Annotated in this window: 23 protein-coding genes; 5 read left to right on the forward strand and 18 right to left on the reverse strand. The window is 66.3% G+C overall.

The genetic code is table 11. The features are described from left to right. Positions 1-147 precede the first annotated feature (147 nt). Positions 148-804: a glutathione S-transferase family protein gene (locus ACFFJ6_RS23300; protein ID WP_378392428.1), complete on the reverse strand. Its 657-nt coding sequence runs from the start codon at positions 802-804 to the stop codon at positions 148-150. A 116-nt stretch (positions 805-920) separates the two neighbouring features. Here ACFFJ6_RS23300 and ACFFJ6_RS23305 point away from each other — a divergent pair, with 116 nt between their 5' ends. After that, a complete protein-coding gene (locus tag ACFFJ6_RS23305; RefSeq protein WP_378392430.1) occupies positions 921-1,196 on the forward strand; it encodes a DUF3253 domain-containing protein in 276 nt (91 codons plus the stop codon). A gap of 116 nt (positions 1,197-1,312) precedes the next feature. Continuing rightward, positions 1,313-1,738: a GFA family protein gene (locus tag ACFFJ6_RS23310; protein WP_378392432.1), complete on the forward strand. Its 426-nt coding sequence runs from the start codon at positions 1,313-1,315 to the stop codon at positions 1,736-1,738. Positions 1,739-1,762: 24 nt separating this feature from the next. Here ACFFJ6_RS23310 and ACFFJ6_RS23315 read toward each other — a convergent pair whose 3' ends face one another. The 3 genes from ACFFJ6_RS23315 to mgtE form a co-directional block, all read right to left on the reverse strand. Beyond that, the gene (locus ACFFJ6_RS23315) at positions 1,763-2,557 is read right to left on the reverse strand and encodes a YdcF family protein (protein ID WP_378392434.1); all 795 of its coding nucleotides are present in this window, start codon (positions 2,555-2,557) and stop codon (positions 1,763-1,765) included. Positions 2,558-2,631: 74 nt separating this feature from the next. Next, on the reverse strand, positions 2,632-3,450 hold the full coding sequence (locus ACFFJ6_RS23320; RefSeq protein WP_378392436.1) for an aldo/keto reductase: 819 nt from the start codon (positions 3,448-3,450) through the stop codon (positions 2,632-2,634). A gap of 127 nt (positions 3,451-3,577) precedes the next feature. After that, a complete protein-coding gene (gene mgtE, locus ACFFJ6_RS23325) occupies positions 3,578-4,999 on the reverse strand; it encodes a magnesium transporter (protein ID WP_378392438.1) in 1,422 nt (473 codons plus the stop codon). A 175-nt stretch (positions 5,000-5,174) separates the two neighbouring features. On the opposite strand from mgtE, the gene ACFFJ6_RS23330 reads away from it, so the two are divergent. Together ACFFJ6_RS23330 and ACFFJ6_RS23335 are read left to right on the forward strand one after the other, a co-directional pair. Then, positions 5,175-5,999, forward strand: a complete 825-nt coding sequence (locus tag ACFFJ6_RS23330; RefSeq protein ID WP_378392440.1) for a polysaccharide deacetylase family protein — start codon at positions 5,175-5,177, stop codon at positions 5,997-5,999. Positions 6,000-6,115: 116 nt separating this feature from the next. Next, complete coding sequence (locus ACFFJ6_RS23335) at positions 6,116-7,408, forward strand: polysaccharide deacetylase family protein (protein WP_378392442.1); 1,293 nt, start codon at positions 6,116-6,118, stop codon at positions 7,406-7,408. 3 nt (positions 7,409-7,411) lie between these two features. Here the strand turns inward: ACFFJ6_RS23335 and ACFFJ6_RS23340 are convergent, their stop codons facing one another. From ACFFJ6_RS23340 to ACFFJ6_RS23405, 14 genes are all read right to left on the reverse strand, one after another. Beyond that, entirely contained in the window at positions 7,412-8,851 is a 1,440-nt protein-coding gene (locus ACFFJ6_RS23340; RefSeq protein ID WP_378392444.1) for an APC family permease, read from the reverse strand. Between the two features lie 37 nt (positions 8,852-8,888). After that, the gene (locus ACFFJ6_RS23345; protein WP_378392446.1) at positions 8,889-11,204 is read right to left on the reverse strand and encodes a N,N-dimethylformamidase beta subunit family domain-containing protein; all 2,316 of its coding nucleotides are present in this window, start codon (positions 11,202-11,204) and stop codon (positions 8,889-8,891) included. A 14-nt stretch (positions 11,205-11,218) separates the two neighbouring features. Next, positions 11,219-12,751: a branched-chain amino acid ABC transporter permease gene (locus ACFFJ6_RS23350; RefSeq protein WP_378392448.1), complete on the reverse strand. Its 1,533-nt coding sequence runs from the start codon at positions 12,749-12,751 to the stop codon at positions 11,219-11,221. 3 nt (positions 12,752-12,754) lie between these two features. Beyond that, entirely contained in the window at positions 12,755-13,681 is a 927-nt protein-coding gene (locus ACFFJ6_RS23355; RefSeq protein ID WP_378392450.1) for a branched-chain amino acid ABC transporter permease, read from the reverse strand. Then, complete coding sequence (locus ACFFJ6_RS23360) at positions 13,681-14,382, reverse strand: ABC transporter ATP-binding protein (protein ID WP_378392452.1); 702 nt, start codon at positions 14,380-14,382, stop codon at positions 13,681-13,683. The genes ACFFJ6_RS23355 and ACFFJ6_RS23360 overlap by 1 nt, the downstream gene beginning before the upstream one ends. Then, on the reverse strand, positions 14,379-15,101 hold the full coding sequence (locus tag ACFFJ6_RS23365) for an ABC transporter ATP-binding protein (RefSeq protein ID WP_378392454.1): 723 nt from the start codon (positions 15,099-15,101) through the stop codon (positions 14,379-14,381). Before ACFFJ6_RS23365 ends, ACFFJ6_RS23360 begins: the two co-directional genes overlap by 4 nt. A gap of 19 nt (positions 15,102-15,120) precedes the next feature. Continuing rightward, positions 15,121-16,383, reverse strand: a complete 1,263-nt coding sequence (locus tag ACFFJ6_RS23370; protein WP_378392456.1) for an ABC transporter substrate-binding protein — start codon at positions 16,381-16,383, stop codon at positions 15,121-15,123. 170 nt (positions 16,384-16,553) lie between these two features. Then, a complete protein-coding gene (locus ACFFJ6_RS23375) occupies positions 16,554-17,495 on the reverse strand; it encodes a LysR family transcriptional regulator (protein WP_378392458.1) in 942 nt (313 codons plus the stop codon). Between the two features lie 78 nt (positions 17,496-17,573). Beyond that, complete coding sequence (locus ACFFJ6_RS23380; RefSeq protein ID WP_378392460.1) at positions 17,574-19,247, reverse strand: carbon-nitrogen hydrolase family protein; 1,674 nt, start codon at positions 19,245-19,247, stop codon at positions 17,574-17,576. 58 nt (positions 19,248-19,305) lie between these two features. Further along, the gene (locus ACFFJ6_RS23385; RefSeq protein ID WP_378392462.1) at positions 19,306-20,049 is read right to left on the reverse strand and encodes an ABC transporter ATP-binding protein; all 744 of its coding nucleotides are present in this window, start codon (positions 20,047-20,049) and stop codon (positions 19,306-19,308) included. Between the two features lie 89 nt (positions 20,050-20,138). Further along, positions 20,139-21,134, reverse strand: coding sequence for an ABC transporter substrate-binding protein (locus tag ACFFJ6_RS23390; protein WP_378392465.1), 996 nt, complete (start codon positions 21,132-21,134; stop codon positions 20,139-20,141). A 37-nt stretch (positions 21,135-21,171) separates the two neighbouring features. Then, complete coding sequence (locus ACFFJ6_RS23395) at positions 21,172-21,957, reverse strand: ABC transporter permease (protein ID WP_378392467.1); 786 nt, start codon at positions 21,955-21,957, stop codon at positions 21,172-21,174. A 300-nt stretch (positions 21,958-22,257) separates the two neighbouring features. Then, complete coding sequence (locus ACFFJ6_RS23400; RefSeq protein ID WP_378392469.1) at positions 22,258-23,226, reverse strand: helix-turn-helix transcriptional regulator; 969 nt, start codon at positions 23,224-23,226, stop codon at positions 22,258-22,260. A 285-nt stretch (positions 23,227-23,511) separates the two neighbouring features. Continuing rightward, the gene (locus tag ACFFJ6_RS23405) at positions 23,512-24,870 is read right to left on the reverse strand and encodes an aminotransferase-like domain-containing protein (RefSeq protein ID WP_378392626.1); all 1,359 of its coding nucleotides are present in this window, start codon (positions 24,868-24,870) and stop codon (positions 23,512-23,514) included. A 148-nt stretch (positions 24,871-25,018) separates the two neighbouring features. On the opposite strand from ACFFJ6_RS23405, the gene ACFFJ6_RS23410 reads away from it, so the two are divergent. Continuing rightward, the gene (locus ACFFJ6_RS23410) at positions 25,019-25,879 is read left to right on the forward strand and encodes a DMT family transporter (protein WP_378392471.1); all 861 of its coding nucleotides are present in this window, start codon (positions 25,019-25,021) and stop codon (positions 25,877-25,879) included. Positions 25,880-25,892 lie beyond the last annotated feature (13 nt).

Raw genomic sequence — 25,892 nt, forward strand, 5'->3', positions numbered from 1 at the left:
CCCGGCCGGGCGTATAGCACGCGGGGGCCCCTCCTGACCAGTGAGCAGAGGGCATGGCTCCGACCCGAATTTGCAGATTTTTCAGCGTGATAGGCGTAAATTCCGGAGGCTTTGGACGACTCAGCGGATGGATGCACGGAACCCGGTTCAATCGGTCTCAAATCGCGGGATGACCAGCGTCTCGGCCAGCGCGGCCTCGGTCCATTCGCGAACCGCCGGCAGCGCCTGCATCACCGCCACATAGCCCTGTGAAATCGGATCCAGTTCGACCGCATAGGTCCGGAAGCGCTGCACCACCGGCGCGAACATGGCATCCGCCGCGCTGAAGCCGCCGAACAGATACGGCCCGAACCGGCCATAACGCTGGCGGCAATCGCCCCAGATCTGCTGGATCCGGGCGATGTCGGCCTTGGCCGCATCGGACAACGGCTTCGGCCCGATCAGGCGATGGATGTTCATGCCGCACTCGCTGCGCAGCGCCGCGAAGCCGGAGTGCATCTCGGCCGACACGGAGCGCGCATGGGCCCGCGCCGCGACGTCGTCGGGCCAAAGCTGTGCCTTGGGAAAGCGCTCGGCAGCGTATTCGATGATCGCCAGCGAATCCCAGATGGTGACATCGCCGTCGACCAGCACCGGCACCTTGCCCGAATCGGTGAAGGCGAGAATCCGCCGCTTGTCGGCTTCGCCCGTGTAGAGCGGGATCATCACCTCGTCGAAGGCGATGCCTGTCGCCTTCAGGGCGATCCAGGGCCGCATCGACCAGGACGAGTAGTTCTTGTTGCCGATCACCAGCGTGCGCGCCATCGATGAACTCCAAGCAGCCGATTCAGTGCGGCATCCGCGTTACTCAATCGTGCCGGTAGGCGCGCTGTCAATTGGTGGCGGTTGCGGTGAACGCCGCGATGCGGCAGGTGTGAACGATGAACACTTCGGATTCGCGCAGCACTGCGCCCGCGGCGCTGCAAGACGCCCTCCTCTCGGTCCTGACCAAAGCCGGCTCCGGCACGCTGAGCGCGCCGGAGATCGCGCACGCGCTCGCGCCGGAAGGCGACTGGCACGGCCTGCTGGTACCGATCCGCCGCGCCGCGGTCGAGCTGGCGCTGGCCGGCCGGCTGGTGATCTATCGCAAGGGCAAGCCCGCGGATCCGAACGACTTCCGCGGCGTCTATCGCCTCGGCCTGCCGCGCCACGACTAGAGGCCAGTCGCGTTTTGCAAGGCAGGCGCGCCGCCTCGACGGTTGTCGGGCGCCGACCTCGGCGGTACTCACGCGTCGGGACGCCAGATCAATCCGAGCCGGAGACGCAAGGTGGCATGACCGACAATCGCACGATCCGAACCGGCCAATGTCATTGCGGCACGGTCCGCTTCGAAGTGACGCTGAGCGAGGGCTTCGAGTCGATCCGCCGCTGCACCTGTTCGTATTGCCGGATGCGCGGCGCGGTGGTCGCGATGGCCGAAATGGGCGGCATCAAGATCCTGCAGGGCGAGGATGCGCTCACCACCTATCGCTTCCATACCGGCACGGCGAAGCACTTCTTCTGCTCCCGCTGCGGCATCTACACCCATCATCAGCGCCGATCGAACCAGAACCTCTACGCCGTCAATGTCGCCTGTCTCGACGGCGTGAGCCCGTTCGACTTCGCCGAGGTCCCGGTGATGGACGGCGTCAATCACACCAACGACACCGGGCAGCCGACGCGGCGTGCCGGCACGCTGCGCTTCATCCCGGCTGATTGATACTGCGACGGCGATGCTGTCCCGTTAAGGCGTGGGCACGACTTTCTCGCCGCGGTGATGAACCCAATACGCCAGCAGCCCCGCCCATTCGTGCGCGGCGACGTCCATCCGCGCCAGCCCGCTGCTGAGACGATTGAACGGTTGCGCCGCGTCGCTCCATCCGCGGGTACGCCAGTCGACCGGATAGGCGACGACGTCGACCCCGGCCGCGCGAAACACCTCGATCGAGCGCGGCATGTGAAACGCCGAAGTCACCAGCAGCCACAATTCACCGGGCTTGGGCGATACCAGCTCCCGGGTAAAGCGGGCATTCTCGGCCGTGGTACGTGACCGCCGTTCGAGCAGCAGCCGGTCCTTCGCGATCCCGAACCGCTCGAACAGTTCGGCGGCCATCGGCGCCTCGGGCACCGAATCCCCGAGCAGATTGCCGCTGCCGCCGCTGTAGACGATCCGCGCCCGCGGATAGTCCCGCGCCAGCTCCAGCGCAGCGACGACGCGCTCCGCCGACGAATCCAGTTCAACGGAATTGCGCGCGGCACTCACGTCCGAGTCGAGCGCGCCTCCCAGCACGATGATGCCGTCCGGCGCCTTGCCGGCGTATTGCCAGGGCTGAAACCGCTCCGACAGCGTCAGCAACATCACGCTGCCGAGGGGCGAATAGCCTGCGATCAGCAGCAGCACCACGCCGGCCGCCAGCACCCGCGTCCCCGCCCGCCGCCACTGCGTCAGCAACAGCACCACACCCACCGCGCAGATCACCGCGATCAGGTTGGAGGGATGGATGAAGAAGCCGACAACCTTCGACAGCACAAAGAACATCGATCACCCGCGACAGCACAGGCCCGCGAGGTGGCGGGATTCCGCCGGCGAGGTCAATCCGGTGCGATGTCGCTTCAGTCCCAATCAGGCTCGGTCGCACTGTGGACCAGCCGCCCCTCCGGGTGATGCAGCGCGAAGATCTGCTGCATCTCGGCGTCGCTGAGTTCGAAGTCGAACACATCGATATTTTGCGACAATCGTTCGACCCGCGAGCTACGCGGGATCGCCGGCACGTTCTGCTGTACCAGCCAGCGCAGGCAGACCTGCGCGGCGGTCTTGCCGTGGGCGGCGCCGATCCGCGTCAGCACCTCGTTCTGCTTGGCCTGCCCCTTGGCGATCGGACTGTAGGCGACCATGGCGATGCCGAGCTCGGCGCAGGTGGCCCGCACATTGGTCTGATCGAGAAACGGGTGATACTCGACCTGATTGCACACCAGCGGTGCCGAGCACGCCGCAGCCGCCTGCTTCAGCAGCGCCACCGTGAAATTCGAGACGCCGATATGCCGCGTCATACCGAGTTCCTGCGCGTGCGCGAGGCCGCCCAGCGTCTCCGCGAGCGGCACATGCGAATTGGGCCAGTGCAGCAGCAACAGATCGACTTCCGACAACCGCATCTTGTGCAGGCTTTCTTTGGCCGAGCGCAGCAGATCATTGGGGGCGAAGTGGGTCGTCCAGACCTTGGTGACGACGAACAGATCGCCGCGCCGAACATGGGCGTTGCGGATGCCTTCGCCGACATCGCGCTCGTTGTTGTAGACCTGCGCGGTGTCGATGTGGCGATAGCCCATGCGCAGCGCCTGCTCGACAACGCGGGCGCAGACGTGGCCGCTCAGCTCCCAGGTGCCGAGTCCGATTACGGGTATCTTTGCGCCATGCGCCTCAACGAACTGCATGTCGGTCTCGCAGTCGGCGACGAAAACCCATCGCGTGGAGTATGCGCCACTGTGCGAGCCGTGCCAATCGCCTGCGACTACGAGGCGCCGGGTTCCACCCGGCGACGTTAATACCGCGATAAGGCGCTTACTTGAGACCGAACCACAGGGTCGCGATCCCCAGGAACGAGAAGAAACCCACGACGTCCGTGACGGTGGTAACGAACGTTCCCGATGCCACCGCGGGGTCGGCCCGGACCCGATCCAGCGCCATCGGGATCAGGATTCCGCCGAGCGCGCCGGCCACCAGATTGCACACCATCGCCAGCGCGATGACGACGCCGAGCCCTGCGATGCCGAACCACGCATAGGCGGCAAGCCCGGTGATCACCGCAAAGCCGACGCCATTGACGAGCCCGACCAGCGCCTCGCGCATCACCACCCGCATCGCGTTCCAGGGGCCGAGTTCGCGGGTCGCCAACGCCCGCACCGCCACCGTCATGGTCTGGGTCGCGGCATTGCCGCCCTGACTGGCGACGATCGGCGCCAGCACGGCCAGCGCCACCATCTGCTGCAACTGCCCCTCGAACAACCCCAGCACCGAGGAGGCCAGGAACGCGGTCGCGAGATTGACCAGCAGCCAGTTGAAGCGGCCACGCGCGATGGTCCAAACCCGATCGGACAGCTCTTCGTCGCTGGTGACGCCACCTAGCGCCTTGAGGTCCTCGTCGGCCTCCTCCTCGATCACGTCGACGACGTCGTCGATGGTGATCACGCCGACGAGCCGGTTGTCGGGATCGACCACCGGAGCGGCGACGAGGTTGTACTTGCCGAACAGCCGCGCGACCTCCTCCTGATCGTCGAGCACCGAGACCTTGCGGCGGTCCTCGTCGATCAGGTCGGCCAGCGGCACGTTGCGGTGGGAGCGCAGCAGCGCGTCGAGCGCCACCGCGCCCTGCCACAGGTTGCCGCCGTCGACGACGTAGATCTCGTAGAAGCGGTCCGGCAGATCCGCCGTCTCGCGCATATGGTCGATCGCCTGCCCCACGTTCCAATCGCGCGGCATCGCGATGAACTCGGTCTGCATCCGGCGGCCGGCGGAGTTTTCCGGATAGTCGAGGCTGCGCTCCAGCGCGTCGCGCTCGGACGGCGGTAGCTTTTCGAGAATCTCTTCCTGCTCGTCCTCGTCCAGCACCTGGAGCAGTTCGACCGCGTCGTCGGAATCGAGCTCCCGGACGCCTTCGGCGACGGTTTCGGGCTCGAGTTCGTCGAGGATCTCCTCGCGGACCGTCTCGTCGACCTCGTTCAGCGCCGAGAAGTCGAAATCGGTTCCGGTCAGTTCCACCAGCCGGACCCGCTCGTCGGGCTCCAGCGTCCCAATCAGGTCGCCGAGGTCGGCCTCGTGCAGTTCGGACACCACCTCACGGAGGAACGGCGCGTTCTCATCGGCGATCGCCTTGGAGATCGCGGCAACGAATTCAGCCCTGATTTCGCCGTCCTCGTCCCGCATCGAAAGCTGGTCGGGCACGGACTGGCCGTCTCGCACGACCGCATCGAGTTCGTCGGCCATCGCGCACCCCATTGGTGTTGTCGGTGGGTTTTATCGGTTGCAGTTTTCGCGCGCCGTCGGGCAAGATGACGTGTCGATCGGCGGATCGAATGCAAGTTGGCAATACTAAATCGGTGACGCGCGGCGCAATGAAATTCACGACATCCACGAACGATCAGTCCGCCCGGAGGGTGTCATGAACAAATCGAAGCGAGGCGTCGCCGTTGCCGCGACGAAAGTCGCTGCTGCGGCCGTCACCTTGGCGGTGCTGGGCTCCGCCGCACAGGCTGCCGACTGCCCCCGCCCCGGTACACTCGGCACCGCGCGTACGCTCACCATCGACGCCACCAAGTATCCGCGGATCGGCACCAAGAGCTTTCCCGACACGCTGCCGCTCCAGGATCACGAAGTCGTGCTGACCTTCGACGACGGCCCGGCCGCGACGACGCCCAAGGTGCTCAAGGCGCTGGCCGACGAATGCGTCAAGGCGACCTTCTTCCTGGTCGGCAAGCCCGGGCTGGAAATGCCCGCGATGGTCCGCCGGATTGCCGACGAGGGCCACACCATCGGCCACCACACCTGGACCCACGCCCACCTCTCCCACCTCAGCCATGCTGACGCGTTGGCGGAGATCGACCGCGGAATTGCTGCCGACGAGTCGATGCTGCGCGGCCACGGCGCGCCGTTGTCGGAGACCAAGTTCTTCCGTTTCCCGTATTTCGAATCGACTCCGGCTCTTCTTGATAATCTTCAATCGCGCGGGATCGTCGTCTGGGGCGCGGATTTGTGGGCCAGCGACTGGAATTTGATGGCGCCGGAGGAGCAGCTCAAGCTGATCAGCGACCGGCTGACCGCGGCCCGCAAGGGCATCATCCTGTTTCACGACCCGCGCGCCCAGACCGCCGCGATGATCCCGGCTTTCCTGCAATTCCTGAAGGAAAACAACTATCGCGTGGTCCACGTCGTGCCGCCGCCCCCGGCCAACCCGGCCGTTGCCACCGGTGCACACGCGACCCGCTAAATCCGTGCTGGTGCACGCCGACAAACCGTGATCAGAACCTTAATTAAGCCGCTGTTCAGGCCGGCAATCTACAGTCGTGCGGGCTGATTTGTTGATCCGAGGTGCGTGGTCGCGAGATGGGTGATTTGTATCGACGTGTGGGCCGGACGAGGTCCCTGCTTGGCCTTGCCTGTGCGACCGCGGCGTTAGCCCTCTCCGTCACCTCCGCGACGGCGGCGGACTGCCCCGGCAACCCGAACGCGCTCGGCACCTCGCGCACGCTGGTTGTGGACCCGCGCGAACACCCGCGGATCGGCACGATGCAGTACGCCGAGACGCTGCCGCTGCAGGACCACGAGGTGGTGCTGACCTTCGACGACGGCCCGCTGCCGCGCCACAGCAATGCGGTGCTCGATATCCTCGCCAAGGAGTGCGTCAAGGCGACGTTCTTTGTCGTCGGCCGGATGGCGCACAGCTTTCCGGAAGGCGTCCGCAAGCTGCGTGATGCCGGCCACACGATCGGCACCCACAGCCAGAACCATCCGCTGAGCTTCAATCGCATGTCGGTCGATCAGGCGCGGCAGGAAGTCGACGACGGGATCAATTCAGTCGCGGCCGCGCTCGGCGGCGACCGTTCGGCGATCGCGCCGTTCTTCCGGGTGCCCGGTCTGCTGCGCGCCGAGGCCGTGGAGAGTTATCTGGCGTCGCAAGGCCTGCAGGCCTGGAGCGCGGATTTTCCGGCGGACGACTGGCGCCACATCTCGCCGGAAGCCGTGTACGGCCTGGCGATGAGCCGGCTGCAGGCCAAGGGCCGCGGCATCCTGCTGCTGCACGACATCCAGCCGCGCACGGTCGCGGCGCTGCCGCGCATCCTGCACGAGCTGAAAGCCCGCGGCTATCGCATCGTCCACGTCGTGCCTGCGACCAAGGATCTGCCGAAGACGCCGACCGAGCCGTCGCAGTGGCGGCTGCACCCAATCACCGAGCAGGTCGCGATCTCGCACTGGCCCAAGGTGCCGGGCTTCAGCTTCGCCCATGCGGAGATGCTACCGGGTCCGTCGGTTGCGGACCTCAACCTCGATCTTGGTGGCGCGCACGCGTCCTTTCATCACGCCGTGCGTGGCGTGCCGATGCCGAAGGCGGCACCCTGGCCGCGTCAGCTCGCGGCCGAGACCTCGGCCAATCTGATCGCGTTTCCGGTGCCGTCGCAGGCGGTGTTCAGCATCCCCGAGAAGACCGAGCCAGCCATCCGTGCGACGATCCTCGTACCGGCCCGCCATGCCGCGAATACCGCTCCCGGCGCCCCCGTCGATGCGATGGCGTCGGCCGCACCGATCCGCCTGATCTCGGGCAGCCACGCGATCGCCCCCGCCGGCTTGCAGCGCGGCCCGATCGGCGTCACCGCCCGGCCGCGTCCACTCAATCACTGAGCGCTAGCCGAACGACCGGCCGAGATTCTCGTACACCGCCGGCCGGGCACGGCGGATCCAGATCGCGAACAGATAGCCGGCGACGCCGATCACCACGAGCGCGACCGGCAGCCCGTCGATCGCCAGCGAGTCCGAGCCGCTCACCAGCGCCAGATTGGCGATCATCGTGACGAGACACGCCGCCAGCCCGAGGGCGCTGAGCGCGGGCGCGATCAACGCCGGCCACACGCCGACGCCGCGGCGGCTCTTGCGGAAGAACGTGATCACCGCGCAGGACACCACGATCTGCACCATCAGGATGCCGAGGCTGGCAAAGGTGCTCATCCAGGCGAACACCACCTCGTAGGGGCTCGCCTTCGCCAGCGCGAACAGCAGCGTCGCGACGAACAGCACCGCGGTCTGGACGATGCCGGCGACGTAAGGCGACTGGTGCACGTCGTGTGTCCGCGCGACGTGGCCCGAGGCGATGCCCTCGCGGCCGAGCGCGAACAGATAGCGGTTGATGGTGTTGTGGAACGACAGCGTGCAGGCGAACAGGCTGGTGATCAGCAGCGCGTTCATGACGATCCCGGCGAATGCGCCGAGCCGCGCCTGCACCGCGGTGAGATACAGCGTCGAGGCATGATCCGCCGCCTGCTTGGCGATTTGCGACGGGCCGTAATGCACCGCGACCGCCCAGCTCGCGAAGGCGTAGAACAGCGCGATGATGCCGACCGCCCAATAGGTCGCGCGCGCGATGGTGCGCTTCGGATCGCGCGCCTCCTCGCCGAAGATCACCGTCGCCTCGAAGCCGATGAACGACGCCACCACGAACACCAGCGCGACGCCGAAGCCGGACGAGAACACCGCGCCCGGCCCGTAAGGCTTCAGCGACACGCCCTCCGGCCCGCCGCCGCCGATCAGCACCGCGATGCCGAGCAGGCCGAGGATGGCGATCTCGGCGATCATGCACAAGCCGAGCACCCGGCCGCTGAACTCGATGTTGCGCGCGCCGCAGATATAGACGGCTGCCATCATGGCCGCGGCGTAGATGAACCAATGGATCTCCGGCCCGCCCGCCGAGGTGACGATGGTGTTGCTGAAGAAGCCGAACAGCGCCACCACGGCGATCTCGATCGCGAGGTACGTCGCCAGCGTGACGAACGCACAGGCCAGCCCCGCCGGCCGTCCCAGCCCGTTGGCGATATACGCATAGAAGCCGCCAGCGCTGCCGACGAAGCGGTTCATCGCGGTGAAGCCGACGCTGAACACCGCGTACAGCAATCCGACCAGCAGATAGGTCGCCGGCACGCCCGGCCCGTTGCCGAACGCGAAAGCCGCCGGCGATGCGCCGACGATCGCGGTGAGCGGCGCCGCCGCCGCGACAACGAAGAACACGATGTGAGAGACGCCGACGGCGTCCTTGCGAAGGTCCTGCCTCGCCTCACCCGCCGTCACCGCCATCCCGTTCTCCTTTATCGAAACCGCGAAATGCCCAAGCTCACCGCCACAACTTCTCGTCGCCGGAATATTCGGTGCCCGGCAGCTTGCCGGGCGCCAGGAACGCGCCGAGCACGTTGCGCATGAAGGTCGCGGTGTTGTTCTCGCCGCCCTTGCACGGCAGCGCCTGGCTCCAGGCGATCGAACCGATCGAGAGGCAGGCGCCATCATTCGCCGTGGTGAAGTAGGTGATATCGGCGCGGACCTGCGGGTCCTGGGTGCCGCCGCGGCCCGGGAACGCATAGGCGACCTCTTCCGACACCAGCGGATAGTTGTCGGAATGGCCGTGCGACGACGCTAGCAGCAGCGCATGCGGCGGCGTGCCGAGCGCGAGGTCGTAACGGTCGATCTCGAGCCCGGCGGCGCCGCCGAGGCCGAGGCCGAAATCGCCAATCTTTTCCTGCGGCCCGATGCCCTCGAACATCCACGCGGCGCGGCGGTGGAACGAGTCCGGCATTCGCTCGAACGGCTGCGACTCGTCCATACCCTCGGACGTGAAGCCGACGCCGACGATCTTCTGCGGCGGCCTTCCGCGCGAGCGCCACAGGCCGGAGCGCTCGCCCGTGGTGGCGAGGTAGCCCTCGCCCGGATCGGCCTGCCAGGCACGCGACCCGACGTCGAGCTTGCGCACCTCCATGCAATGCGGCTCGTCGTCGCGCAGCCCGCAGACCCAGTAATAGCCGTTACCGCCGAGATACATCAGCCGTCCGCCGGCGCGCATATAGTCCTCGGTGCCGTCGAGCATCTTCTCGGAGTAGTACTCCGGATGCGTGCAGGTGATGACCGTGCGATATGGCGCCAGCGCCGCGGTGCCGCCTTCGTGCAGATCGTGGTCGGTCAGCACCTCGAAATCGTAGCCGGCGTGGTTCAGCCACCAGATCAGCGACAGGTCGGCCGGCAGCGCCCAAGGCACGCCGATCGAGGCGCCGCGGAATCGCGGCCGCATGTTGATGATCGGCCGCCGCCACGACGTGTAGCAGCACCCCGCGCCGTCGTGGTGGTGATCGTAAGTCGAGAGGCCGAATTCCTGCAGCTTGTAGTTCTCGATGTCCTCTTCGGTCAGGATCGGCGTATGCGCCACGATCGACTGCGCGATGTGGGAGCCGAACGACAGCTGCTCGTTGGCATAAGCCAGATAGGAGAACGTCGCGATCAGCACCGCGAGCGGCGCCTTCGGCTTTGCGGCGGCGACGAAGAACGGAATGTGATCCTCGGCCTCGCCGGCGCGCAGCCGCAGCGCATAGACGCCGCTCTTCAGGTCGTCCGGAATTGTCAGGGTGACGGTGGGCTGCCACTTCGCGTCGGTCAGCGCGTCGTCGTGGAAGGTGACGCCGCCATATTGCGAGGGGTTGAGGCGAAAACAGTCGTCGCGGCCGGCCCAGTTCCAGCCGGTCATGCCGCGCACCGGACGATTGACGCCCTGCGCGTGCAGGCCGTTGGGGCCGATGTCGACGATGGTGTCGCCGATGCCCGTGTCGGTGTAGCCCGCCGTCGTATCCCAATGCGCGATCCGCGGCACCGCGGCCGGCGGCTCGCCACTGCGCAGGATCTCGGCGAGGTCGGCATCCGACAGCACCGCACCCGCGACGCCGGCGCGGTCGATCTTGCCGTTGTACAGGATGCTAACGAAGCGGCCGCGCAGGTCGTTCTCTTCGCTGGCGCCTGCCCAGAGGAACGGGATCACCGCGCCGGGATCGGCCGGCTTCACCTTCAGCGTCTCGGTGACGTGCGAGTCGTAGTCGCGCGGCACCACCGGTCCGGTCAGCGAATTGTAGCGGTTGACGACGCCGACCTGATGCAGCCGGACCTCGCCGCTCGCGGCGCTGTAGCTCGCCGCGACGAAGTACCAGACCCGCTCGACCAGCGGGATCTCGGCGGCAACGTGATCGATGTGGGTACCGTCGCCGACCCAGAACTCGAGCTTGCCCTCGGCGCTGATGCCGAGGCCGTAGCCCTTGCTGGCGACCACGTCCCATTTCGACAAGAAGGCCTGCCGCCGAATGCCGGGCTTGGTCGGATAGACGAACGCATACAGCGTGAAGTCGCCGCTCGGCATCAGCAACTGGCGCGGATCGTCGACCACCGCATGGCCGCCGAGTTGGGTGAACTGCCGCCGCACCGCGATCCGCGCCGGAATCGGGCTCGGGACCTCCTCCTCGACGAAGCCCGGCCCGTCCAGACTCTCGTCGCCGTGCAGCAACCGGACGAGCTGCGCATCGACATGATCCGTGCCCTCGCCCGAGATCATGAACGAGACCGTCTGCCCGGCCTTCACCGAGAGCGGATCTGCATAACCATGGATACGTTTCGTCGCCATCGCAGGGGGAGCCTTCAGCTTTCGAGCAGATCGTTGACGCGGAGCAGGAACACCGCGTGGTAAACCTCGTCGAGCGTCGCGTAGAGCTTGTCGTCGACAACGCGCGGCGGGTGACCGGCACGGCCGGAGAACGCCATCACCTTGTAGGAGCAGCTGCGGTACGGCCCGACCCGCATGATGGCGTATTTGTCCGCCAACTCGGCGCGGCGGAAGTAGTTCAGCACGCGGTCGAGCGCGTCGGAATGCTGGCCGAGCGGCTTGGCCTTGTGCTCGGCGATCAGCTCTGGCGTGATCAGCGTCTTGAGATGGTCGCGAATGCGTTTGTCGAACAGCCGGTAATAGACCTGCTGCTTGTCGGCGATCTCGGTGGCTTCCTCGGGCATCACTTCACCCCCCTTCTTGGTCCGGACGGCGCGGCGCTCGCTCTTTTTGCGGTTGCGGAAATTGCGGAACTGGGCGCGCACGCCGACCAGGCCGTTGTGCGCGGTGGTCGCGACCACCACCATCACCACCGCGACCAGGATGATCCGCAGTGGCCCCAGATCGATCAGGCCCTTGTCGATCAGCACCACGATCGCGGTGCCGATCACCGCGCCTTCGGAGCGGCCGAGCCCGCCGATCACGATCATGGCGAACATCACCAAGAGCTGATCGAGCGAAAACACCGTGAGCGAGATCGAGCGATAGAACATCGCGTAGAACGCCCCGATCGCGCCCAGCGCCGCCGACGAGATGATGAACACCCACAGCCGGGCTCGGCGATAGTCGATGCCGACCGCCTCGGAGAACGCCTCGTCCTCGCGCGCCGACTGCAGCAGGATGCCGAGCCTTTCGCTGTTGACGAGGCGGAATACCAGCAGCGCGCACAGCAGCAGCACGAAGGCGCCGGCGAAGCCGAGCAGCAGGCCGGGCCGTTTCAGCAGCCAGTCCGCCGGAATGAACGAGGCGACCTGGTTGATGCTGCCGTTCGACGGCGCCAGCGCCTTGATCTGCGAGACGAACACCCGGCAGATCTCGGCGACGCCGAGCGTCAGCAGCGCGTAATACAGGCCGTCGAGCCGGGTCGACGGCAGCGCCAGGATGGCGCCGAGGACGAGGCCGACCAGCGCGCCGATCGGGATCAGCAGCGGCCACGGCACGCCGAGATAGACATTCGCGGCCGCCGCCGCGTAGCCGCACAGCCCGACCACCGCCATCGTCGCCAGCGAGAAGATGCCGGCGGTGCCGATGATCAGCGTCCAGATCACGTTGATCGCCGCATAGATGCAGAAGATCGACGCCACCGTGATGCCCTGATCGCTCAGGAACGGTGTCGTCACCAGCAGCGCGCCGAGGCCGAGCGTCCACCACAGCGGCCGCTTGTCGTCGAGGCTGCGCTCGCGCACCAGCGAGCGCGGATTGATGCGGCCGCGCCAGGCCAGCCAGTGCCGCTTGGTGAACGGCACGCGCCAGCGCTCCCACGGCGCAGCGCCCGCCGGCTTCAGCGTCAGCTCGTGCGGCCGGCGGCCGACCTGATAGTATGTGCGATCCGGCGTCTGATCGGCCACGATCTACTCCCGCGTTTCGTCGAGCAGACCGCCAAGTCCGCGCGGGCGCGCGACGAGGACGGCGATGATGACGGCGAATTGGACGAACAGCACGTAGCGCTGCCCGAGGAACGGGATGATGCCGGTGATCGCCTCGACGAAGCCGATCAACACCGCGCCGGCGACCGCCCCCGGCACCGAGCCGAGGCCGCCGAGCAGCGCGATCGTCAGCCCCTTCACCAGCGGGATCGCGCCGGCGGTCGGGCTGACGAACACGGTCTGCGACAGCAGCACCGCGGCGAGCCCGGCGAAGGCGCCGGTCAGCATCATGATCGGCAGCGCGGTGCGCCGGGCGGAGATGCCAGACAGCGCCGCACCCTCCATGTTCTGCATCACCGCGCGGATCTCCAGCCCCATCCGGCTGCGGCGCAGCCACAGCAGCGTCAGGCCGAGCACCGCGATGGTGGTCAGGATGGTGACGATCTGGTCGATCCGCAGCGCCATCCCGAGAATTTCGGTGCGGCCGATGCCGAACACCTTCGGCAGGCTCTTCTGCTGCGGCCCGAACCACCACAGCAGCGCCTGCACGGTGGCGAGGTTGATCGCCATGGTGATGATCAGGCTGCGCACCGCGAAGTTCGGTTTGTCGTGGATCGGCAGGAAGGCGATCAGATAGATCACCACGCCGCAGATCGCGCCGGCGACGATGCCGGTCAGCGCCAGCAGCACCGCCAGCGTCGGGTTCGACCAGGCGGTGGTAGTGATCGCCGCCTTGACCAGCGGCGTGAACCATTGCGCGGCGAGGAAGGCGGCGTAGCCGGAGACGGCGAAGGTCGCGCCGTGCGCCATGTTGACCATGCCGACGCTCGACCACAGCAGCGAGATGCCGATCGCCATCAGGCCGTAGATCGCCCCGAGATACAGCGCGTACAGAACCAGTCCAGCATCCATCAGACGAGATCCACGTGGCCGACTTCGCCGCGCAGGCGGCCGGCGTGCATGCCGATCATGCGATCGACCTTGCCCGACAGGAGTTCGACGTTCTGCTCGGCGATCACCATCGCCTTGCCGTCGAGCGAGATGTTCATCAGCGCGTCGACCACGCGCTCCGAGATTTTCGGCGCAAGGCCGAGCGACGGCTCGTCGATCAGATACAGCTTGGCGTCGGCCATCAGCGCGCGGCCGATCGACACCATCCGCCGCTCGCCGCCGGACAGCTTGCCGACCAGCGAGTCGCGCAGTTCGCGCAGCGGCGGAAACAGGTCGAAGACCTTGTCGGCCCGCGCATCGCGGCCGTGCCAGGCTTCCTTGGTATAGGCGCCGCAATCCAGATGCTGGCGCACCGTGAGGCCCGGGAAGATCGCGTCGCCCTGCGGCGTCATCGCGATCCCCATCCGCACGATGCCCGGCGTGCGCCGTCCCTCGCCCAGCGAGCGCGAGCCGCCGATCTCGGCCTCCTCGAACCGCACCGAACCGCGCTGCCAGCCGACCAGATGCATGATAGCGCGGAACAACGTGGTCTTGCCGTGGCCGTTGAGGCCGACGATGGCGAGCCGCTCGCCCTTCGCCACTGCGAAGTCGATCTCGTGCAGCACGCGCAGCGGGCCGTAGCCGGCCGACAGCCCCTCGATCTTCAGCAGATTCCGGCTCATGCCGCTCCCTCGAAGTAAGCGGCGCGCACCTTGGGGTCCTTGAACACGGTCTCCGGATCGCCCTCGGCGATCACCGCGCCGAGATCGAGCACGACGATGCGGTCGGCGATCGCGCCGAGCAGTTCGAGCCGATGTTCGATCAGGATGACGGCGATGTGATACTCGTCGACCAGCTTGCGCAGCAGCAGGTCGAGCTCGGCGATCTCGGTGTTGATCAGGCCGGAGGCCGGCTCGTCCATCAGCAGCACCTGCGGGCGCCGCATCATCAGGCAGGCGAGCAGCAGCTTGCGGCGGTCGAAGGTGTCGAGAGTGCCGGCGAGCCGCGACCACGACACTTCGAGGCCGACGAGGCGCGCCGCCCATTCGGCGTCGTGCACCGACATATAGGGTGGATAAGCCTTGCGCGCGGCTCGGAACACTTCGCCAACCGTGAGCGAATTCGGCACGACCGGGCTCTGATAAGTCCGCGCCACGCCGCGGCGCGCGCGCTGGAAGATGTCGAGCTTGCCGAGCGGCTGCTGATTGAGAAACACCTCGCCGCGCTGCGGCACGTAGCGGCCGGACAGAACTTCGAACAGCGAGGTCTTGCCGGCCCCGTTTGGCCCGATCAGGCCGAGCATCTCGCCGCCCCGCACCGCGAGCGCGACGTTCTTGAGGATCTGCCTGCCGCCGAGCGACAGGCTAACTCCTTCGCAGCCGAACCGCGCGCCCTCGATCATCGCCCTGCCGCCGGCTCGCTCAGAACCAGGGGGCGGGCTTGAGCTTGGCTTCCGCGAGCCCGTCCGGCGCGATGATGGTGTGCTTGCCGTCCTGCACCTGCAGCAGCAGATGGCTGATGCCGGCGTTGGCATCCTCGGTCTGCCACGGATGCACCAGCGGGCACTGTTCGGGCCGGTCGAACGTGTAGGTGCCGCACACGCCAGTGTACTTCGCCTTGCGGATCGCGGCGCCGACGCCGTCGAAATTGCTCGGGTCCACCTCCGCCCAGATCTGCGCCAGCATCTTGGTCATGTCGTAACCGCTGCCGGTGTAGACGATGCCCATGTTGTCGCCGAACCGCTTCTTGTAGGCGGTGCGGAACGTCGCGGCCGGTCCGGTCGCGTGAGTGCCGATCACGGTGCCCCACACCATGCCTTCGGCGGTGCCGCCGGCCAGGCTGAGAAATTCCGGCTGGCTCGGGCCGTATTGCAGATAGACCAGCGAGCCCTTGACCGGATCGCCGGAGAACTGCTGTGCGAACGCCGCCAGCTCCGCTGCCACCCAGTGATCGATGAACAGCACGCCGGCGTCGGTGTCGTGCAACGCGCGCAGCACCGGCGCCCAGTCCTGAACCGGATACTGGATGTCGGTGATGGCACCAACCGCCCATTTGCCCTTGGATTCGGCAATCGCCTGTTGGGTCGCCTTGGAGATCACCTGGGTGTAGGCGATCTGTTCCTGAACGATGTGGATCTTGTTGTTCTTCGGCTTCCAGGCGCCGCTTTCGACCAGCTTGTCGAGATAGCGGATGAAGCCGTAGCCGTACCAGGTCTCGGCGCCGTCGATCTGGAAGATGTTCTTGTATTTGGTCGGATTGCCCTTCACGAGGTCGAGCGAGGCCTGTCCGGTGTTGCCGTGCAGATACGGCACGCCGGTCGCCGCCGCGGCGTCCATCGCCGGCTGCGGGATCAGCACGAAGGCCGAGGTAATGGCGTGGACCTTGCGGCCGTTCAGCGCCTGGAACGCGCTGACCGTGCCCTCCGGCGACAGCACGTCGATGTCGACGACTTCGAGCTTGAGCTTGCGGCCCTTGACGCCGCCGGCGGCGTTGATCTCGTCGACCGCGAGCGTGCTGCCGTTGAGCCAGTCCTTGTGATCACCGACGCCGACCGGCGACGACTGCGCGGTCGGCACACCGATCAAAATCTCGTCGGCCGCCTGCGCCGGCCGAATGAAAGGCGCCGCCAGCATCGCGCTGGCTGTCCCGAGAAGTAACTCACGACGTCCGATACCCGAGCTCATGCGCGGCCTCCGCTTTGCTGACGATGCAAATCATAAGCAACGCTGTTCCCGGCTGACCATGATGCGAATGCATCCCCCGGCGGGGTGCTTGCTAAGTCGCGCGACGTGTTTGCTGCGGATCAGGCCGCGTTTGCTGCAGCGCGATTTCGCGCAGCGGTCGAAAGGCGCGGTTAGCCGCGCTTACGGGCCGGTTTGTTCTTCACCGAGGTGAGAAACGCCCGGTCGGCCTCGACGCGCTTCTCCAGATACGTCGTGACAGCCTTGATCCGCGCAATGTGGAGCAAGTCTTCGTGGACGGACAGCCAGATGTCGCGGGTCGTGAACAACTCCGGCATCACCGGACGCAGAGCCGGATTGGCGGAGGCGACGTAGGACGGCAACATCGCGATGCCCTGCCCTTCGGCGACGGCGATCGATTGCGCCACCAGGCTGGTGCTGCGGAAGATCGTGTGCGGCGGCCGCAGCACGTCGGACAGCCAGCGGTTCTCCTTGCTGTAGATATAGTCCTCGATGAAATCGATGAACGAATGCGTCTCGAGTTCCTTCACCGTGGCCGGCGGGCTGCGGCCGCCGAAATACGCATCCGTTGCATACAGAGAGATCCGGAATTCGCCGACCTTCTTGATCGACAGTCGCTTGCCCTGCGGCCGGAAGAAGCTGACGAAGATGTCGGCCTCGCGCCGGCTGAGATCGAGCAGCCGGGTGTCGGTGATCAGCTCGATCTGGATCGACGGGTAGATCCGGTTGAAGTCGGCGATGCAGCGCGTCAGATAGAAGCTGCCGATGCCTTCCATCGCGGCGATCCGCACCGCGCCGCCGGCATCTGCTGTGTCCGTCCCGAGCGCCTCGACGATGGAGTTGGCCTGGCTCTCCATCCCTTCGGCATATTGCAGCAGCCGCATCCCGATCTCGGTCAGCGTGAAGCCCGACTTGCTGCGCTTGAACAGCGTCGAGTTGAGGCTCCGCTCCAGCTCACGGACGCGGCGGCTGACCGTGGTGTGATCGACCTTGAGCTTGGCGGCGGCGCGGACCAGGCTGCGCTGCCGCGCCACCTCGAGAAAATAGACGACGTCGTTCCAGTCGTACCTGATGGTGCGCTGTGTCTTCGCCACGCCCGCCGCCGTCTCCCCGGCACCGCCGGCGCCGATGCGCCGACCTTCCGCTTGTGTCCGGACAGCCACCGAACGGGACTACGCCGCGACGATGGGAGCGTACGTCTCCACCAGCCGGTTTGCAAACATGTCCACCTTCGGGATCATCATCTTCTGCCGACAAACGGCGAGATCGATTTGCTTGGGCATCACCGCGCCGAGCTTCATCACCCGCGGCGCCGCGACGTTGATGTCCCACTGCGGGAAGCCGGTCGGCGGGATGACCACGCTGCCGCCCGGATACGGGCTGTCGACGCGGTTGGCGAGCACGACCGCGACGCGGTTGTCCTCGGCGCGCGGCACGGCCAGCAGCTCGCGCTCGAACGGCTCGCGCAGCGCCGCCGGCCACAGGATGATATCGGCGGCGCCGATCGCGAGGCAACGCGAGGTCTCCGGAAACACCGCGTCGTAACCCGACATCACGCCGATGCGGCCGAACACGGTGTCGAACACCGGATAGTCGAACCCGGCGACCGCCCACTTTCGCTCTTCGGCGGTCAGATGCGTCTTGCGATAGCGCCCGATCTCTTTCCCGTCCGGCCCGATCAGGACCGTGGTGACATAGAGGCCGGCTGCGGCGCGCTCGATGATCGGCGCCGCGATCAGGCAGCCGTAGCGGCCGGCGATCTTCGACACCGCCGCGAGGTTCGACGCGGCCTGATCGGCTGCAGCCGCCGCTTCGGCTGGCGTCAGGATGTAGTGCGCGCTGAAGGCGTATTCCGGCAGCGCGATCACCTTGGCGCCGAGCTTGGCGGTGTGGTCGACCATGTCGAGCACCTCCGCGACACTGCAGTCCGGCGTCACGTGCATCTGCACGGCGGCGACCTTGGTGACCGACTTCGACGGGATCAGCGGGCGATCGGCAACGCCGTTGACCGGCGTCTCTTCATACGGCAGCGCCATGATGCCGTAGGTCTCGGGGCGGCGGTCGGCGATCTTGTCGTTGGCGGTGTAGATCGACTTGTCGGCGGCTTCGTCGAGATCGATGGTGGCGATCGACATGCCATGGGTGTCGTACGGCACCTTGGACAGCACCCGTCCCTTCGGATCGACGATCATGCTGCCGCCCGGATAGTAGATCGAGCGCTCGTAGCCGGCCTTGGTGGCGGCCACCAGCCACAGCCCGTTCTCGTAGGCGCGCGCCGGGCCCCACATGTCGGCCTGGTCCATCGCGAAGAAGTTCGCCATGTCGACGATCACTTCGGCGCCCTGCATCGCCATCGATCGGAAGATCTCGGGGATGCGGCCGTCGAAGCAGATCAGCAGGCCGATCTTGCCGAGATCAGTGTCGACCACCGGGCAGCCACGCTCGCCGAACGCGAACCAGTTCTGGTCATGCGTCGCGAGAAACTGCTTGTGGTAGTGGCACGCCACCTCGCCCTTGCGGTCGAACATGATGCCGGTGTTGAAGATCTTCTGTTTGGCCGGATCCCATTCGGTGATGCCGCTGGCAATGTAGACGCCGTGCTTGCGGCTGAGCGCCGCCAGCGCCTTGACGAACGGGCCGTCGGTCAGCGTCTCGGCGAGTTCGCGGCAATGCTCCGGCGAGTCGAACAGATAGCCGGTATCCATGCATTCCGGGAACACGATCAGCTCGGCGCCCTGCCGGACCGCGTCCTCGACGTAGCGTGTCGCGAGCGCGATGTTGAAATCGAAATCGCCCAACTTGGCGAGTGTCTGCACCGCAGCGGCGCGAAACCGGCGCTTCGTCATGTCTGTCTCCGAGATTGAGATGTGGTTGGATTTTTCGGGCCGGCTCAGCCGACGCCGGTCATTTCTTCACTTCCTGCCAGAAGCGATCGAGGCAGTGACGCTTGATCGCCATAAACGCGTCGCCCGTGGTGACGGTGAGATCGCGCGGCCACGGCAAATCGATCTCGACGATCTCGGCGACCTGGGTCGGCCGCCGCGTCAGCAGCACGAGCTTGTCGGCCTGCTCGATCGCCTCGTCGAGATCGTGCGACACCAGCAGCATCGTGGTCTTCGTCTTCATGAAGATCTTCTGCAGCTGCTCGCGCATCGACATCGTCATCTCGTAGTCGAGCGCCGAGAACGGCTCGTCGAGAAACAGCACCTCCGGCTCGGTCACCAGCGCGCGCAGAATCGATACGGTCTGCTGCTGGCCACCCGACAGCGTGTAGGGATAGGCGTTGAGATCGATGCGGATTTCGAACTCCGCCAGCAGCTTCTCGATCCGTCGCTTGCGCTCGGCGCGCGGCACGCCCATCACCTTGAGCGGGTAATGGATGTTGTCGATCGCCCGCAGCCACGGAAACAGCGCCTCGCGATAGTTCTGGAAGACGTAGGAGATCCGCGTCTCGCTGATGCGCTGGCCGTCGTACAGCACCTCGCCGGCGTCCATCGGCATCAGCCCGGAGATCATGTTGATCAGCGTGCTCTTGCCGCAACCGTTCGGACCGAACACCGAGATGAACTGGCCGAGCGGCAGATCGAGATCGAAGCCGTCATAGACCACGGCGTCGTTGAACGTCTTGCGCAGGCCGCGGATCGTCATCTTCCGTTGCCGGGCGGGTTTTGCTGCGGCGACGGGCGGTGCGGGTTCGGTCATCGGCTTCGGCCGCAGTTGGAGGACGCTGCTCGCACTCATTCGCCGAGATCCGCCTTGCTCAGCATCTTGTCGCGGACGTTGATCGGGCCCTGCACGACGCCTTCTGCGATGAAGACGTCGACCAGCGCCTGATACGACTTGATGTCGGTGTCGTTCAGATCCTTGAAGCCGCGCAGATAAGGCTGCGCAACAAGATCGAGCTGATCGGCCTTCATCGGCGTGTAGGCCGGCAGCACGGCCTTGTATTTGGCGAAGTCGGCATTCACCAGGTCGGTCGCCTGATCGATCACCGCGACGACGCGGCGGGCGACATCGGGGCGCTCGGTCAGGAACTTGGTGGTCATCACCGAAGCGCCGGAATAGAACGGGTCGGCGATCACGCTGGCGACCGGGTTGGTCATCGCCCGCTTGGCCTTGCCCGACGCAACCGCAATCGAGCCGACCGGCTCCAGCGACAGCGTCGCGTCGACCGTGCCGCCGACCACCGCCGGCACCTGCATCGCCACCGCGAGATCGACCAGCTTGACGTCCTTGTCCGGATCGAGGCCGGCGGCCTTCACCATGTGGCGCGAGATCGTCCGCCACTGGATGCCCGGCACGTGGCCGAGCGTCTTGCCCTTCAGATCGGCGAAGCTCTTGATCTCGCTATCCGGCTTGACGATCAGCCCGTCATTGATGCGGTCGACCTTGATGCCGCCGCCCTGCAGCCCGAAGATCTTCAGCTTGCCGGGAAATTTCGCCTCCGCGATCATCGCGATGCCAGCCGCCGCGCCGGGCGGGCCGAAATCGGCGCGGCCGGCGATCAGCGCGTCGATGATCTGGTTCGGCGACTCCATCTTGGCGGATTCGATCTCGATGCAGGCCTTCTCGAACAGCTTCTGATCGAGCGCGACGTAGTACGCGGTGGTCTGCATGATCGGCAGCCAGGCCGCCGACACCTTGTCCATCTTGGCGCAGGCGGCCGAGGCCTGGCCGGAAGTCGCCGACACGGCGGCGGCGATTGCAGCGGCGCACAGAACGGATGTCTTCATCGCGAGGTCTCCTTCGGATTGCGGCGAGCGGCGCGGCTTATTTGCCGGACCAGTGAATGAGCGAGCGCTCGAGAAACAGCAGCACCAGATTGAGCCCGTAGCCGAGCGCGCCGGCGATCAGGATCGAGCCGTACATGTCGGTGAGCGAGTACGAGATCTGCGCGTCGATGATGCGATGGCCCATGCCGTCCGTGGCGCCGATGAACATCTCGGCGACGATAATCACCACGAGCGCCAGCGACACCGCGGTGCGTAGCCCGACGAAGGTCTGCGGCAGCGTCTCGAAAAAGATCACGTCGCGGAAGATGCGCAGCGACGACGCGCCCATCGAGCGCGCCGCGAGCACGCGGGTCTGCCGCGCGTTCATCACGCCGTAGGCGACGTTGAACACGATCACCAGCCAGGCGGCGAACGCCGCCACCGCGATCTTGGCGAGATCGCCGAGCCCGAACAGCAGCAGGAACAGCGGAAACATCGCCGTCGCCGGCGTCGAGCGGAAGAAGTCGACGATGAACTCGACCGAGCGATACACCGCCGCCTTGGCGCCGAGCACGATGCCGACCGGAACGCCGGCGACGATCGCGATGACGATCGAGTAGCCGACGCGCACCATCGTGTGCGCGATGTCCTTGCTCATGCTGCCGGACCACAGATTGACCGCGGTGTCGCGCAGCGTATCGATCGGCGACGGCAGCAGATCCTTGTTGACCCAGCCGCCGCGCGCGGCGAGCCACCACACCGCCAGCAGCAGGATAGGCCCGATCGCCAGCTCACTGGCGTGGCGCAACCGCTTGGTGGTGAGACGCGAGACAGGAAGATGCATGGCGCTCGGGTGTCCGTACTAATCGGCGGCGATGTCGTACGTTCATCATCGCGCATTGTTGCCGGGTGAAAACGCCCAATTGTGCAACACAATGTGCAAATCTGCATATTGAAATGCAGCCGGGCTCCGATCAATTGGTAATCATACAAGGGCTAATTCGTGAGCAATGCGCGCAGATATGCTGCAGACAGCGAGCGTTTGCGCGCAGAGGCAGCTGCGCGGAGGATCCGTACGGGAAAAGATGTAAATCAAAGGACGGGGTGATATAGCGCCGAAGCCGGAGAAGCGCCGCCGTCGCAGCTAGATCGCGGCGGAGCTGGTCGCCATCGAGGCGAGCATGGCGCGATTGCTGAGGCCAAGTTTGCCGAGGATGGTTTGAGTGTGATTGCGCACCGTGTTGGGCGACATCGCCAGCCGGCGTGCGATCTCCTTGTGGGTGTGACCCTTGGCGATCTCGTCGGCGACCTGCCGCTCGCGCGGCGTCAACGTGTCGAATGCCCCCGCGGGCCGCAAATGCACGAGGTGAAATGGCCGGCTGAAGTAACCGCCGAGCCGCCGGCTCTGCACGACGACGCCGTCGGTGACGCTACGCGTCGGCTCCGCCGCCGGTGACGTGAATGCGAAGGGCAGATAGTTGGCGCGCGCGCCGGGCCAGCGCTCGCGCAGGAAGCGCAGCGAGTCCGGCGGCGCGAATACGATACGCCCCTCGTCGTTGACCAGCAGCGCCGCGCGGCCGCTCTCCGCTTCGCAGCGCCGTGCCGACAATCGCGCCAGATGATCGATCGCGCAGCGCACGAATTGCGTCTCCGCCTCATCGAGCGGACGCGCCCCGCGATCACCGCGATAAAACGACATGAACAGCGACGGCTCGCCGTCGCTGCGCAGTTCGCAGACCACCGTCATCTTGCGGATGTTGTAGCGATCCGACAGCGCGATCATGCCGTCGGTGTGCCGCTCGCCCTGCCGGTCGTAGCAGGCCTGCGCATTGCCGGTGGCGATCACGTCGCGCGCGAGCAGGTCCTCACGGCGAATGCTGTCCCAGAACGACTGAAAATCATCGGGCAGCCCGTAGGCGACGGCGCCGCAGACTTCGACATCGTTGCCGTTCCACAGATCGGCCCAGCCGGCCCAGCCGCAATCGGCGTGCAGGATGTCAGCCAGCTCCGCGATGCTCCAATGTAGCAAGGCGGCCGGATCTTCGATCCGGCTGCGCTCGTGAAGCCGCAGTACGAAATCGCTGAAGGCGCTTACGTCGGTGCCTGCACCCATCGCCGCTCCCAAGGAAGTGGGCGGTTGCCCTGCCCGCACCACCTGGTTCACGATAATGCAACTTTAGTGCCATGACGATTTGACGACTTGACATTTCGCGCCAGCTTGAGCCTTCAGCGGCCGCCTGTCGAGACCGTTTCGCAGTGAGTTGATCGCTTGGGTGCAGCGCCGAAGGGTGCCATCGACAGATCGATGCCTCGGCTTTCAGCTCACGCTGCCCAGTCCGTGATCGGGCGACTGCTGATATCGGCTCGATGATAAGCCGCGCACCGCGATTCACGCCGCTTAGTTGGGCTCCGCCAGCACGCGCGCGAGCACTTTGAAACAGTGCGGATCGGTCATTTGCGTGACGTTCACCCGCATGAAGTCGGGCGACGATTGCGAAACGCTGAAGACGTTTCCCGGCGCGAGCACCACGTTGTCGCGGAGCGCCGCCATCGCGATCGCGCCGCCGTCGCGATGCCCCGGAAGCTTGCACCACAGATTGAATCCGCCGCGCGGCATCAACCACGGTACGATACCCAGCCCGGCCAATTGGCCGGCGACGTCCGTGCGGCGGCGCGCCAGCCGCCGCCGCACGTCGCCGAGATGTTTGCGATAGCTGCCGTCCTGCAGCACCGTGGCGACCAGCGCCGCAGCGACCGGATTCGGGCCGCCGAAGCTGGTTGCGACCAGAAGATCGAGCAAGCCCTCGATCCAGTCTCTGCGCGCGACGATGTAGCCACATCGCAATCCCGCGGACAGCGTCTTGGAAAAGCTTCCGATCCGGATCACGCGCGACAGCCCGTCGAGCAACGCCAGGCGCGCCGACGGGTCGGGCTCGAAATCGGCGTAGATATCGTCTTCGACGATGGTCACGCCGTGCTCCGCCGCGGCGACCAGAATCTGGTGAGCGACTTGCGGCGACAGCGTCGCGCCGGTCGGATTGTGGATCGCGGAGTTGGTGATGTACATCCGCGGCTTGCGGGTCTTCACCGCCTCGACGAACCGGTCCAGGTCCGGGCCGGTCGCTGACATCGGCACCCCGACCACCTTCACCCGATGCGCGCGCAGCAGCGCCTGGAAGTTGAAGTAACAGGGATCGTCGAGCAGCACGGTGTCGCCGGGCTGCAGCAGGAAACGGCACAGCAGATCGATCGCCTGCGTTCCGGACGACGTCAGCAGAATCTGATCGGCGCCGACAGCGAGCCCTTCGGCCGCGAATTGGCGCGCGAGCAACTGCCGCAGCGGCGGATAGCCGTGCGTCGGGCCGTAGTCGGCAAGCACCGCGCTGTCGCATCGCGACAGGCTGCGCATCGCGCGCCGGATCGCGTCGAGCGGCATCCACTCGGCGGACAGCCAGCCGCAGCCCGGCTTGAAGGCGCCCGCGCCGATGTCCAGCGATTGCCGGGAGACCCAGAGCGGATCGATCGCGCGGTCGAGATTCGGCTCAGCAGCGATCAGCGCGAACGGCGTCGAACTGCCGGTGACATAGAAGCCCGAGCCGGGACGCGGCCGGATCACCCCCTCGGCTGCCAGCCGGTCGTAGGCTTCGACCACCGTCGAGGGCGAGACCTCCAACGTAGCGGACAGCTTTCGAATCGACGGCAGCCGTTCGCCGGGCGCCAGCGCGCGCTGCGCGATCTTGGCCCGGATCGTCGTCATCACATGCTGGGTTTTGGTGGAGCCTGCCACGCTCAAATCCTCGACTGTATGGATCCCGTCACGCACACAGTTCGATTGAATTGTACTGGACTGTGGCTGGCTTTGCCAGCCGGAGCCGCGTCTGGTGGCGCCTCACACGGAGGCGATCATGCATCGGACGACGGCCGGCTGGGGCAGCGGCATCCTCGGCGTCATCATTTTCAGCGGTTCATTGCCGGCGACGCGAGTCGCAGTCGGCGGCTTCTCGCCGCTGTTCCTGACCTCGGCGCGCGCGCTGATCGCGGCGGTGTTGGGCGCTTGCCTTCTGGTCGCGCTGCGCCAGCGCCGACCGGCCGCTGCGGACGTCGGGCCTCTCGTCATCGTCGCCGCCGGAGTGGTCGCCGGCTTCCCGCTGCTCACGGCGCTCGCCCTGCAGCACGTCACGTCGGCGCACTCGACCGTGTTCGTCGGCCTGCTGCCGCTGACCACCGCGGTGTTCGGCGTCATCCGCGGTGCCGAACACCCAAAACCGGCATTCTGGGCGTTTTCGATTCTCGGCGGCCTCACGGTCGCCGGCTTCGCCCTGGGCCAGGGCGGCGGCGGCTCGCTGGCGGGCGACCTGATGATGATCGCGGCGATCATCGCCTGCGGCCTCGGCTACGCCGAAGGCGCGACGCTGTCGCGCCGCCTTGGCGGGTGGCAGGTGATCTCGTGGGCGCTGCTGATCTCGCTTCCGATCATGACGGTGATCGCCCTGCTGACGGCGCCGGAGACCTGGGCCGGCATCACCCTGCCGGAGTGGACAGGCCTGGCTTACGTCTCCGTCTTCAGCATGCTGGTCGGATTTTTGTTCTGGTATCGCGGACTGGCGCTCGGCGGCATCGCCAGCGTCGGCCAGCTGCAGCTGCTGCAGCCGTTCCTCAGCCTCGTGCTGGCGGCCGTCCTGCTCGGCGAAACCGTGGCCTGGACGATGGTCGGGGCCACCGTGGTGGTCATCGGCTGCGTCGCAGGCGCCAGACGATTCGCCTGAGTGCGCGCGGGCT

The sequence above is a fragment of the Rhodopseudomonas telluris genome, from assembly GCF_042432815.1.
Taxonomy (GTDB): Bacteria; Pseudomonadota; Alphaproteobacteria; order Rhizobiales; family Xanthobacteraceae; genus Rhodopseudomonas; species Rhodopseudomonas telluris.